Source organism: Microcoleus sp. K1-B1, from assembly GCF_036704705.1.
GTDB lineage: Bacteria > Cyanobacteriota > Cyanobacteriia > Cyanobacteriales > Microcoleaceae > Microcoleus.
In genome coordinates this window covers 12,259-24,270 of sequence record NZ_JAUBSH010000025.1, presented here as the reverse complement: position 1 = coordinate 24,270, position 12,012 = coordinate 12,259, and the positions used below count along the sequence as shown (strand labels likewise).

Annotated in this window: 11 protein-coding genes; 6 read left to right on the top strand and 5 right to left on the bottom strand. The window is 45.3% G+C overall.

All coding sequences use genetic code 11. From position 1 onward, the window contains the following. Nucleotides 1-310: 310 nt before the first annotated feature. Complete coding sequence (gene leuB, locus QUA83_RS11915) at nt 311-1,396, bottom strand: 3-isopropylmalate dehydrogenase (protein ID WP_333293366.1); 1,086 nt, start codon at nt 1,394-1,396, stop codon at nt 311-313. A gap of 119 nt (nt 1,397-1,515) precedes the next feature. On the opposite strand from leuB, the gene QUA83_RS11910 reads away from it, so the two are divergent. The 4 genes from QUA83_RS11910 (at nt 1,516) to QUA83_RS11895 (ending at nt 5,503) form a co-directional block, all read left to right on the top strand. Further along, entirely contained in the window at nt 1,516-2,316 is an 801-nt protein-coding gene (locus tag QUA83_RS11910; protein WP_333293365.1) for a Uma2 family endonuclease, read from the top strand. Between the two features lie 290 nt (nt 2,317-2,606). Then, on the top strand, nt 2,607-3,281 hold the full coding sequence (locus QUA83_RS11905; RefSeq protein WP_333293364.1) for a tetratricopeptide repeat protein: 675 nt from the start codon (nt 2,607-2,609) through the stop codon (nt 3,279-3,281). A 170-nt stretch (nt 3,282-3,451) separates the two neighbouring features. Then, nucleotides 3,452-4,657, top strand: a complete 1,206-nt coding sequence (locus QUA83_RS11900; protein ID WP_333293363.1) for a DUF4336 domain-containing protein — start codon at nt 3,452-3,454, stop codon at nt 4,655-4,657. Between the two features lie 198 nt (nt 4,658-4,855). Beyond that, the gene (locus QUA83_RS11895; RefSeq protein WP_333293362.1) at nt 4,856-5,503 is read left to right on the top strand and encodes a hypothetical protein; all 648 of its coding nucleotides are present in this window, start codon (nt 4,856-4,858) and stop codon (nt 5,501-5,503) included. A gap of 180 nt (nt 5,504-5,683) precedes the next feature. Here QUA83_RS11895 and QUA83_RS11890 read toward each other — a convergent pair whose 3' ends face one another. Continuing rightward, entirely contained in the window at nt 5,684-5,920 is a 237-nt protein-coding gene (locus QUA83_RS11890) for a transposase (protein WP_333293361.1), read from the bottom strand. A gap of 205 nt (nt 5,921-6,125) precedes the next feature. Then, nucleotides 6,126-7,919 carry a metallophosphoesterase family protein gene (locus QUA83_RS11885; RefSeq protein WP_333293360.1) on the bottom strand — a complete coding sequence of 598 codons (1,794 nt, stop codon included), beginning with the start codon at nt 7,917-7,919 and terminating at the stop codon, nt 6,126-6,128. A gap of 409 nt (nt 7,920-8,328) precedes the next feature. Between QUA83_RS11885 and QUA83_RS11880 the strand changes: the two genes are divergently transcribed. After that, a complete protein-coding gene (locus tag QUA83_RS11880) occupies nt 8,329-9,306 on the top strand; it encodes an acetamidase/formamidase family protein (protein ID WP_333293359.1) in 978 nt (325 codons plus the stop codon). 155 nt (nt 9,307-9,461) lie between these two features. Next, the gene (locus QUA83_RS11875; protein ID WP_333250057.1) at nt 9,462-9,746 is read left to right on the top strand and encodes a hypothetical protein; all 285 of its coding nucleotides are present in this window, start codon (nt 9,462-9,464) and stop codon (nt 9,744-9,746) included. 254 nt (nt 9,747-10,000) lie between these two features. On the opposite strand, the gene galT is transcribed toward QUA83_RS11875, so the two are convergent. Then, nucleotides 10,001-11,023 carry a galactose-1-phosphate uridylyltransferase gene (galT, locus tag QUA83_RS11870; RefSeq protein ID WP_333293358.1) on the bottom strand — a complete coding sequence of 341 codons (1,023 nt, stop codon included), beginning with the start codon at nt 11,021-11,023 and terminating at the stop codon, nt 10,001-10,003. Nucleotides 11,024-11,252: 229 nt separating this feature from the next. Then, nucleotides 11,253-11,912: a restriction endonuclease subunit R gene (locus QUA83_RS11865; RefSeq protein WP_333293357.1), complete on the bottom strand. Its 660-nt coding sequence runs from the start codon at nt 11,910-11,912 to the stop codon at nt 11,253-11,255. Between the last annotated feature and the right edge of the window lie 100 nt (nt 11,913-12,012).

Here is a 12,012-nt window from a genome sequence, read left to right as displayed (position 1 = left end):
TAATAATCTTATAAACCCGCCCCTGATATTTTGTATCCAGCAAGTCGCATTGATACCGAGCAATTCAATCTTTTGAAACCGGAACATTAAACCCCAATTCCTGTAGGGGCGGGTTTTACCAACCCGAATTGCCAAAAATTAATAATCTTATAAACCCGCCCCCTCCCAACGGTAAGCCTCAATGTACATTTTTTCCCTTAGATCAAAGTCAAGGTTGATATAGGTTATTAGTTGTGTGGGGGCGGGTTTATGAGATTGTGGGTGTGCGTCGAATATTATTGGTAAAACCCGCCCCTACAAGGTAAATAAATCAACCTTGCAAAACTTCAATTAAAGCATCGCCCATTGCCCGACAGCCGACGAGTTTCATGCCTTCTGACATGATATCACCAGTACGATAACCTCGATTCAAAACTTCGACAACTGCTTGCTCGATTTTATTAGCAGCTTCCGGCTGATTTAATGCGTAACGTAGCATCATTGCCGCACTCAAAACTTGGGCGATGGGATTGGCTTTATCTTGTCCAGCGATGTCCGGTGCGGAACCGTGTACGGGTTCAAAAACTCCCGGCCCGCTTGCTCCCAAACTAGCAGAAGGCAGCATCCCAATACTACCAGTTAGCATCGCTGCGGCATCGGAAAGAATGTCGCCGAATAAATTGCCGGTGACAATTGTATCGAACTGTTTGGGCCAGCGAATTAACTGCATGGCTGCGTTGTCAACGTAGAGGTGAGAAAGTTCGACATCAGGGTATTCTGAAGAAAGGGCAATAATACGATCGCGCCACAGTTGCGAAACATCCAAAACATTCGCTTTATCAACGGAACACAGCCTTTTCCCCCGCTTCCTGGCCGTCTCAAAAGCAACGCGCCCGATTCTGTCAATTTCTGACTCGGTGTAAGCCATCGTATTGACGCCGCGTTTTTCGCCTGTTTCCGTCTCAAAAATACCTTTCGGTTTGCCGAAATAAATGCCCCCTGTGAGTTCACGGATGACCATAATATCCACGCCTTCGACAACTTCCCGTTTCAAACTAGAAGCATCAACCAATTGGGGTAAAATAGTCGCCGGACGCAAATTTGCAAACAATCCCAATCCGGCGCGCAGTCCTAATAATCCAGTTTCTGGCCGCTGTTCGCGGGGCAAATTATCCCACTTGTAACCGCCAATAGCTGCTAACAATACTGCATCGCAGTTGCGGCACTTTTCCAGTGTTTCTTCTGGCAGCGGATTGCCTGTTGCATCAATAGCAGCGCCGCCCATTAAAGCTTCTTGAAATTCAAAGCCGATGTCCAATTGTTGACCGACAAGTTTCAGGACATCTACCGCCACAGCGATAATTTCAGGGCCGATGCCGTCTCCTGGTAAAAGAGTGATGCGGTAGTTTTGAGTCATATCGATTTAGGAGTTTTGATTTGAGATTTGAGATTGAGAGTTAATGGGAATTCTTTGGAAATGCAAGACATTCTCACAAGGCTATAATCATATCAGGATAAGCAACCTCAGAATTCATTATGACATTCCCGACTTACCCGCCTGCTCAAGCTGAACCGCCTTTAGACCCCCGGCAGAGTTTGCCAACAATGTATGATTTACCTAGCGAAGACCCAAAGGAGCCCGGTTTGCCAGATACATTTCATTTAGATCAGCCGCAACTCTTGGAATTCACGTTTTTGCCGCCGGGATGGGATGCGGAACAAGTCTTTACAGCGAGTGACCTAAATTTGTATTACGATGCAACACAACCGCGCTGGCATAAACGCCCGGATTGGTTTGCTGCGGTGGGTGTGCCAAGGCTTTATCAAGGGCGCGATATGCGTTTGAGTTATGTAGTTTGGCAAGAACGGGTAAATCCGTTTGTGGTGGTGGAATTGCTATCGCCGGGAACTGAAGATGAAGATTTAGGGCGGACTGTTCAGCAAGCTGGGGAACCGCCGACTAAGTGGCAAGTTTATGAACAAATTTTGCGGATTCCTTACTATTTTGTGTTCAGTCGCTACACGGATGAATTGCGAGCTTTTCATCTTGTAGGAGGCCACTATGAACCTGCCGAATTAATTGATGGGCGGTTATTTATTCCTGAGTTGCAGTTGAGTTTAGGTTGGTGGCAAGGCACTTATAAGAGTATGAATCGGTTGTGGTTGCGGTGGTTTACGGCCCAAGGAGGATTGATTTTGAGTCCGGGTGAAAGAGCAACGGCGGCGGAACGGCAACTGATAGAATCTCAACAGCAACTGACAGAATCTCAACAGCGAGAGGAAAGACTAGCGGCCCGGTTGCGGGAACTAGGTATCGATCCTGAACAGTTGGTTTAATAGCGATCGATCGCACCCAACCCAAAATACCAGTAAGATGAGTCACATCTGCGGAATGTAGGTTACAAAAATGAGATGCTCCCAAAATCAAAGTGCACCACTACTGATTTTATTGTTGAGGCATTTGCAATCCCTGTAGGTAAACAAAAATTATTTCCCCCTCTCCCCCTGAATCAGGATACACAATTTAAATCCGCAACAGCTTAGTCTAATCCCTAATCATTTGTCATGTTATGTCTATCCTATTTCTCTTGTCACAAGGCTTTTGGCTCTGGATGCTGATTGATTGCATGCAAAACGATCCACAAAAAAATACATGGATATATGTCTTGATGTTTGCCAATGTTCCTGGTGCGGTTGCCTACTTTTTCGTTCGCAAGTTGCCGTACTTGTCTATACCCAGCCCTAGCTTTCTCAAAGGATGGACGAAGAAAGATGCCTTGTGGTCGGCTCAGGCAGCAGCTCATAACATTGGACACGCCCATCAGTATATCAACTTAGGAAATATTTTGCTGGAGATCGATCGACTGGATGAGGCGCAATCAGCCTATAAAAAAGCCTTGGAAAAAGAACCTAACAATATCTATGCTCTTTGGGGAAATGCGACCATCGCACTGCGACAACACAACTATCAAGCGGCTCAAACTGACTTGCGAACCATCTATCAGCTAGAACCAGATTTCAAGTTTGGTGAAGCCTCGTTGGTCTACGGTCAAACTCTCTATGCTCTGAAAGAATGGGATCTGGCTAAACGCCATCTTGAACAAGATATAAAACGGTGGAGCCACCTAGATTCTTACATTATGCTGGCAACCATCGAGCGCGATAATGGTAACATAGAAAGGGCGATCTACCATTTGGAAACAATGCTGTTTAAGGTCAAAGGTACTCCGGCGTTTCACCATCGAAAAAACATCCAATTTATCAGAAAAGCAGAAAAAATGCTAAGAACATTGAAGCGCTAAATTAGACAGGGACTTAGGTCTCACAGCGGTATTTCGGGTTAAGTTGATACTAATGGATCGCCCATAACCCCTTTTCAAATCCTCGAATCCGCGCAACAAGCACGAGTGAAATAAAATAACAAAAGTTCGATCGCACGCACGTACAAAAAAATCGGCAAGGAGTCGCACCAGTGGCAGAGGGCGAAGGCATACCAACATCAGCACAGATTGATTATCGGGACTATTCTTGGGCCTTTTGGCCAGTTGTCCCCCTCTATCCCTACAGCAAGCGGCGCACCATCCGCAAGGAAATTGTTAAGGACACAATCTGGACTTTTGACCAACTACAAGGCATTTTCTACGTAGTCGTCCCGATTCGGATGACAGTAATTAAACTAGAACCCGAAGGCCTTCTCGTCTACGCCCCGGTTGCACCGACTCCTGAGTGTATCCGCTTGGTAAAGGAGTTAGTAGCAGAGCACGGGGAGGTGAAGTACATCCTGCTGACAACGGTTTCGGGCATCGAGCACAAAGTTTTTGTCGGCCCCTTTGCGAGGTGTTTTCCCGAAGCGCAGGTATTTGTCGCCCCGCAGCAGTGGAGTTTCCCGGTGAATTTGCCGCTGAGTTGGCTGGGTTTGCCCGCCAAACGCACCTCTGTACTGCCCTTTGACAGCAGCAACACGCCCTTAGCCGATCAATTTGACTGGGCAATTCTCGGCCCGCTAGACCTCGGTTTGGGCAAATTTGCTGAAGTTGCATTATTTCACAGACGATCGCGCACGCTGATGTTAACAGATTCCATAGTTTCGATTCCCGAAAATCCGCCGGCGATCGTCCAACTCGACTCGTACCCGCTGCTATTTCACGCCAAAGACAGCGCCTCGGACATTGTGGCAGACACCCAGGAAAATCGGCGCAAAGGGTGGCAGAGAATCGCCTTATTTGCCATGTATTTTAGCCCCAGCGTGCTGGAAGTGCCGCCGTGGTCGGAGGTATTTGCCAGCGCGCGCAAAGCGCCAGAACGCTCTAGAAAAGCTTATTTCGGGTTGTATCCGTTCAAGTGGAAAACAGATTGGGAGCGATCTTTTGAGGCTTTGCGGGGAGGAGGGCGGTTGTTGGTGGCGCCGATTTTGCAGACTTTGATTCTCAACCGCGCGCCGAGGGAAACTCTCGATTGGGTGGATCAAGTGGCGAGTTGGGACTTTCAAAGGATTGTACCTTGTCACTTCGATAGTGCGATCGACTCCCGGCCGCGTGAATTTCGCCAAGCATTCTCGTTTCTGGAAAAACACTCGCCTGTTAATTCCTTACCCGAAGATGATTTTAAATTGCTCAGGCAGATTGATGCGGGTTTGAATAAAACTGGTTTGGTTCCACCTGCGAAAGACAAGGTTTAATCTTACATTTTGAACCTTTGTTAACAACAGGCAAAATGCCTGTTCCACAAAACTCAATGTTATTGTGGAACGGGCCGGAGAGCCCGTTCCTAAACAGGTAATTAAGAAGGGTGCAACATCTCAGTTTAATCTTATACCAAGTTGCGTTCAGACGTACAATCATGAGTGATACCAAGTTGGGGTATAAACCGTAATTCCATGAATAAGAAAAACTTTTTGCTGGTACTCTGTCTGTTGCTACCAAGCCTAGTCATAGGCTGCAAGCAGTCACAAACCTCTCAACAAACATCAAGTCCGTTTGCCGCCACACAAACCACCATCCCAGGTTGGAAAAAATTTGAGGGACGCGGTGCACAATTGCAGTTACCGGAGAGTTATAGCGGCGGAGATCTCAGCCAATATCTGGACGTGGTGGTTCAGAAGCTGGAATCTTTGGGGCCCTACTATCAGCAGATAGCTCAGTCTCTTAAACAGAATCCATCCGCATTCGTCATTTGGGCTTTTGACTCGAAGGCTGGTAAACCCGGTTTTCTGAGTAATGTCGCTATTGCTAGAGAGTCAGTTGGATCTACAGTGACAATAGATACATACTTGGATATGATTACCAAACAATTACCCAGCGAATTTCGTGTCGTGGAGCAGAAGAAGGTGTCGCTTGACCGCTATCAGGCAGGTCAGATTGTGACAGAAGCAACAATTTCGGGTGTAACTGCCAAACAGATAATGTACACGATTAAGCAAGGGAGCAATATGTGGATTGTTGCATTCTCTACCAGTGCTGAGGAATTTGAACAGCGCAGGCCCACGTTTGAACAAAGTATTAACACGTTTTCAGTGAGCGATTAGCTCGACTTTTTTTCCAGCGAACATTGTATGCCTGTTGTATAAGCTGATACTAAGTTGCGTTCAAAGAGCTTATTCTAAAATGTGGGAAATAAGTCATATCAAATCCGTTAGCATCGGAATAGTAAATTCGAGTTCACTGTTGACTGTTGACTGTTCACTGTCAACCGTCAACAGTCAACATCATTCCGGTGTAACCGGAAATGATATCATTGAGCGCAAGCGGTGCGGATTAGATGCTAGATTGACAAGCCCTTGACAAAGTTTATCGACTAGCTTAGACATTGACTTGAATATTCGGTTATTAAAGTAGTTTTCTCGTAAATCTTCCCACAGATGTTCAACGGGCATTAATTCGGGGCTATAAGACGGTTGAGTCAACAGCCGAATATTTTCGGGAATTTCCAAATTATTTGACATTTATCACCCTCAACTAGATTCTACATCAGAATGCAACTGGGTATTACATCTTGCACCATTCTCAAGAACAGGCAAGATGCCTGTTCCACACAACTCAATTTTCTTGTGGAACGGGCCGGAGAGCCCGTTCCTAAACAGCTAATTGAGAATAGTGCAACATCTGAGTTGACTCAGATATCTGTAGGGACACAGCAATGCCGTGCCCTTATCTTTCGCACTTAAACTCATCAAACTTCACCACTTCCGACTCCGGTTTCCGCGTATCAAAATAGTAGCTGCTAACCGTACCCTCTCCCGTATCAAAAATAGTAAAAGCCGTAATATCATTGCTATCAATATACGGCAACGGCAGCCCATCTTTCCCCAACAAAGGCGCAACAGTTGGCAGCACAGGTTCCAATCCGTTCGGGTCTCCAATAGCGCTGTAATCTTCCCGATATGCCGGCGGCACAAATCGGCGCTTTTCCCCCACAAAAGCACCGTAACTGTTGCCAACATTAGAAGTCTCCAAAAAGTGCATTCCGCTGGAACTTATAAACCGATTCCACAAGTGCGAATGTCCGTAAAATACCAACTGCACCCCCGCTGATTCTAGTAGCGGCACTACATCCCGAATCAGATAATCTTGCTGTTTCGGATACTCGTAACGCACCATTTTAATCTCGCCATCGAGAGCGCGATCGACTATTTGCACTGGATCAGTATAAGCAGGTACAATATTGTCACCCAGAGAATGTGGCGGGTAGTGAAACATCACAATTTTATATTTTGCCTGCTGGAATTCCGCACTGTTTAACTCTTGTTGCAGCCAAGTATATTGAGGGCTGCCCTTGACAATCGGCTCAAAAATATGCTGTCCGTATCCCCATTTTTCGGGATTATTAAAATCTGCGTCCCGTTCGCGATACCTGCCTCTCGCACCCGGATCTAAATTCGGAGTCCGCCAGATATTTGCAACGTATAAAGTCACTAACCGCACGTCGCCAAAAGTCACAGCATAGTAATTTTTGCCTCCAGGTAAATTGAATATATCGTCATAGGTATCGCTATTAAAACTATTGTTTTTTAGCCAGATTTGCCGCGCTGAAGGGTCATTATTAGGATTCAAAGAGGCAGCACGTTGAGCGTAGATTTTCTCGGCAGCGGCGCGGGGAAAAGGATCATTAAATTGCTCACCGAGTGTGCTGTTGGTTGCAAAGCGGCCCATGATTTCGTGATTGCCAATGGCGGGAAATAAAGGCGCGTTTTGGATCAGTTCGCCGCCGCTGTAAACGGTTTTGATGCCGTTTTTGTCGAGTTCGGAAAATGCCCGACCTTGCATAGCGGGAAAGAAGGCGCGGCCTCGGTCGTCGTCAAACCATTCGGAAGCGCGATCGGGTATATTAACTAAATCCCCTGCCATAAAAACCGCGTCAACTCTCCCAACTGTTTCGGCTACTTTCTGGAGATTGGCCGCTGTCATAGGCATCAATTGATGGTCGGAAGTGAGGAGAATTTTGAGCGGCCTTCCTGCTGCGGGTGTGGGAGAAAGAGTGAAAACTTTGCTGCTGACAGATGCGCCATCTTTCCTTTGGCTGGTGACTCGATAAGGAATGCGAACACCGGGCCTTAAATTGGCGACTTCTGCTTCGTGGCGCCAGATGTCCCGGACAATGAGATTGCTGTCAATTATGTTTTGTTTGATTTCATCGGAGATGCGCGAGTCTTTGTCTTCGCGAGTGCGGCTTAGCTTCGTAGTATTTGCGGGTACAATTTGATTCAAGTTTTCGCCGTAAGCAACAGTGTTGCGAGTACCGGCAAACTCTGTGAACCAGACAACTCGCACCGAGTTTGCTGTTGGGACTTGCAAAAACGGATCGGTTAAAAGCTGAGGTTTGTTAAGGTAAGATTGCATCATGAAACCTAGCAATAGGACAATCAAAATCAAAACAGCAAAAAACCAGGGATTGCGAGAAGAACCTTGATAAATTTCTACTTTATTAGGCAAAGGCGTTAACATAAGTCATTAGTCATTAGTTGTAGGGGTGGGTTTTACCAGCCAAACAGAACTCCCCCCAAATACATATAAACCCGCGCCACAAACTTTAAATTTTAAACTACCAACGTTATCAAAAAGTTAAGAAATTAGTAAAATATCTCCTATAAAAGAAATCTCCATCCTTTTGGGAAATCTTCTTATAGCGGTTCTCAGGAAAGTAAGGTACTCTTCCAATGCCCAATGCCCAATGCCCAATGCCCAAAAACACCTCATGTTACTGAGAAAGGCTATATCTCTGAATTCTCTTTCTCTGCGCCCTCTGCGCCCTCTGCGGTTCATTAAAAAAAATCTTTCTCAAAAATGCTTGAGACTGGCGATATAACATTCTTAACACCCTTTCTTCAATCTAAAATCTAAAATCTAAAATCCCATGACTCGCCACCTTCTCAAAGCTAACTGCAAAACCGTACACTTGGGCGGTTTTTCTCCAAAGCTCGAACCTGCTTTAAGGGTGGATTCGGGCGATCGCATCGATATCGAAACCTATTCAGGATATTATGTTGCTGACAAAGGGCCGCCGGAATTTCTCACCCCCGAATTTTTAGATATTTGTCAGAATTTGCCTCCCAACCGCAAAGTTGGTCCAGGGCCCCACTTGCTGACAGGCCCGATTTATGTTAACAATGCCGAACCGGGAGACGTTTTAGAAATTCACATTGAGGATGTTTACCCGAGTTTACCAGTAGGATTTAATGCAATTCGCGCCGGATGGGGAGCTTTACCGGAGTATTTCCCCGAACCGAAATTGCGGTTTATTCCGCTAGATTTAGAGCAAAAAACTGCTGAATTTCCCGCAGGTAGTGGCATTCGGATTCCCCTGCATCCTTTTTTTGGAATTATCGGCGTTGCCAATGCAGAAATCAACCGTTCTTCTATTCCTCCAGAGCGCTACGGGGGCAATATGGACAATCAGGAACTCCAACCAGGAACGCGGTTATTTTTACCTGTTTTTATGCGCGGCGGTTTACTGTCCATCGGCGACGGACATTCGGCACAAGGAGATGGTGAAGTTGACGGTACTGCCATTGAAACTTCGATGAACGGGACTATTCAAATCATCTTACGCAAGGATTTATTTCTGATATTTCCGTTTGCTGAAACGCCCACTCATATTGTGATTATGGGATTCGGTAGAACATTAGATGAAGCGTTTGAGCTGGCAGTAAAACAGACGGTTTATTGGCTGCAAAAGTTTGCAGGTTTCAAAGAAGAAGATGCTTATGTTTTGTGTTCCCTGTCCGTAAATTTTCGGATTACGCAGGCTGTCAATAATCCTCAAAAAGGAGTTCACGGAATGATTCCCAAGTGTATTCTGCTCGATGTGAACATTATTGACCACCGAGTGTGAGGTAAAATGATAACACGCGATCGACCAAAAATTTAGGATCGCGATCGCACAAACTACACAAATTTGTCACTGCTGTGGTCGATCGGGATCGTGTTCCTGTTGACAATTAAGCTTAAAATGGATAAGTTACCAGTTCTACCTAAATCGAACTCAACATGAAAAACCAGACTGACGATGTTGCCAAAAAAGATTTAGTCGATCGAGCTTTTGGGAGTGCAGCAATACCAGATCCAACAGCGTGGGTGCACGAACATTATTTTCTGGCTAATTTCGCTGATACTCTGGCCCACATCCAAGAACATATGTCTGAAGACAGTTGCGAAATCGGGGAGAATGGTGACTCTGGCGAGGGACTCTTATCCATCGATGCCAAAATTAGAGATATGTTGAGAGCTACTTTTAGCGACGACGGCTGGCAGTATGTCGAAAGTTTATTGTGAGTTTGGTAAAATCCATAAGTATTTGTACGTTCATCATTTTAGAGCGTAAGTTATACCAGTTTAAAAAAAGAATCCAACTTTCGGCAGGTGATCTAAACCATTAGATCATGCGTTATGCCCAATTCTTTAACCTCAAATATCAAATCTCCAATAATATCAGTTTCCTAACCCAACGCAGACTTGCAACTGGGAGTAGCTGCGTGCATTTTCACCCCCATTTGAAGTAAACTTGACCTATTGTGATGTAGGATACTTTAGATGGGGGGGAAATTACTGTCGCTAGGAATTTCGATCGATCGCAAAAACGCTGCACTTTCTTCGGGCAAAGCAGTATTGATAAACATCCCGCTGCCCAACTCAAATCCAGCTTGCTTGGTGACTCTGGGAATAATTGCGATATACCAGTGAAAGTATTTTGTTCCCCCTTCGGCGATCGGCACCGATCGAATATTATAGTTGTAATCTGGATTGTTTAATCCGTAATAAAGCTTAGCGAGTACAGTTTTCAAAGTATCAGCAAGATCCGTAATTTCTGCATCAGTAATCTCATCAAACGAAGAGGAATGTCGGCGCGGAAAAATCCAAGTGTGAAACGGTGAAAGTGCAGCGTAAGGGATAAAAGCCACAAAATGTTCACTCTCACAAATCACTCTTTCCTCCGCCGCTAATTCGTCTTCCAAAGTCCGGCAAAACAGACATTCTCCGGTGTCATCAAAATATCTAATAGCTTCGTCGATGCGGCTGCGAAATTGGCTGGGTACAACGGGCGTCGCAGCTATCTGCGAGTGTGGGTGTTCGAGAGAAGTTCCGGCAGTTTCCCCGTGATTTTTGAAGATAATAATTGTTTCAATGTGGGGATTTTTTCTAATTTCTACATAACGCTGGCGGTATACTAAAAGTATGTTTGCAACTTCTTCAACACTCAACAAAGCTGTAGTTAAATCGTGTCGCGGGTGTTCGACAATTACTTCGTGAACGCCGATTCCTGCCATCGTGCGGTGAATTCCCGATGATATCCTCATCCATTCTGCTGTCGGGGAGAGGGCGGGATATTTGTTGCGAATTGCCCTGACTTTCCACCCAGTGCGATCGCCCAAACGGGAAGTTTCTAAGGTTCCATCTTCCTCATTTCCCACACAAAACGGGCAATCGGCGCGGTGCGGTGGCACTACTGCTGTCCACTTTTTTTTGTTAGCGAATTGATCCGGTCTTGTCGCCCGTTCGGTGGCGATGATTACCCAATCTCTGGTAATTAAATTTTGTCTAAGTTCAGACACTTTTTTACCTTCAGTTGTAGGGCTTAACCGTTTATTATTGTATAGAAAAATTTGGATTTTGTCATTTGCTATTGCAATTTTTTAACATTTCTTGATTTCTAATTTTCCCAGCCGTTTCTAACAGAAGTTAACAACTGTTGACCTCGACGATAGAGGGCGATTACTACTAAAGGTGGTACAGAACATCTGTCTAAGCAGTATAGGCAAGCACTGATTTTAACCGCAGAGATTAAGCCAACTGCAACTGCACATTCTGCAACTTGCAAATCGCTTTCAAAACTTGCGCCAACAAGAGCGATCGCTCTGTGTCAGTCAAACTCAATTCCGGTAAAATCTGATAAGTACAAGGATTTCCCCGCGTCAGATACACAAACTGATAGTTACGTCCATTCGTCGTCAATCCCCACACAGACGATTGCTGCTGCAAACTTTTATAAGCATAAGTCAGCAATTGCGGCAAACCGGCCCAAGGATCGATCGCACTATTTTTCGCCTCGACTACCAAAATCCAAAACTGTGCCGCCGCGAGCTCTGCATCCGGCTGATTTACCGCTAAAACATCCAAGCGCCCTTTAATTAAAGTATCCCCATCCTCCACCTCGATCGGGATGCTATCTTCCATTGTCAGCACGATCGGAATATCAAAAAATCCTGCTAATCTCATTAACGGTGAAAGCACTAAAAACTTAACAAGTTTTGCAGAAACTTTCCCTGCTTCTAGATGACGCCAAAAGTGATTACCGATTAGCAATAATTCCTGCTGTTCAAAATCCGTCAGAGGTTCCATAGATAAAAATTCAGCAAAAGAGCCTCCTATTTTTCTTTCCAATTTGAGAAGGCGGCGAACGTCATTTAGCGAGAGTTGGCTTGCTTCTAAATTTTGCGTCATGGCTTTAGTGCGATCGGCTTATCCAGTAAACTGTATTATAGAGGCTTTGCTCGTGAGGTACTCCCCAATTAGCATCCAATTACGAATTACGAATTACCAA

What these genes read in the sequence shown, in the direction of transcription:
- QUA83_RS11865 (WP_333293357.1), bottom strand. Translation starts at nt 11,912, where the DNA reads ATGACGCAAAATTTAGAAGCAAGCCAACTCTCGCTAAATGACGTTCGC.
- QUA83_RS11895 (WP_333293362.1), top strand. Translation starts at nt 4,856, where the DNA reads ATGAATAAGAAAAACTTTTTGCTGGTACTCTGTCTGTTGCTACCAAGC.
- QUA83_RS11875 (WP_333250057.1), top strand. Translation starts at nt 9,462, where the DNA reads ATGAAAAACCAGACTGACGATGTTGCCAAAAAAGATTTAGTCGATCGA.
- QUA83_RS11880 (WP_333293359.1), top strand. Translation starts at nt 8,329, where the DNA reads ATGACTCGCCACCTTCTCAAAGCTAACTGCAAAACCGTACACTTGGGC.
- QUA83_RS11885 (WP_333293360.1), bottom strand. Translation starts at nt 7,919, where the DNA reads ATGTTAACGCCTTTGCCTAATAAAGTAGAAATTTATCAAGGTTCTTCT.
- QUA83_RS11910 (WP_333293365.1), top strand. Translation starts at nt 1,516, where the DNA reads ATGACATTCCCGACTTACCCGCCTGCTCAAGCTGAACCGCCTTTAGAC.
- leuB (WP_333293366.1), bottom strand. Translation starts at nt 1,396, where the DNA reads ATGACTCAAAACTACCGCATCACTCTTTTACCAGGAGACGGCATCGGC.
- QUA83_RS11890 (WP_333293361.1), bottom strand. Translation starts at nt 5,920, where the DNA reads ATGTCAAATAATTTGGAAATTCCCGAAAATATTCGGCTGTTGACTCAA.
- QUA83_RS11905 (WP_333293364.1), top strand. Translation starts at nt 2,607, where the DNA reads ATGCAAAACGATCCACAAAAAAATACATGGATATATGTCTTGATGTTT.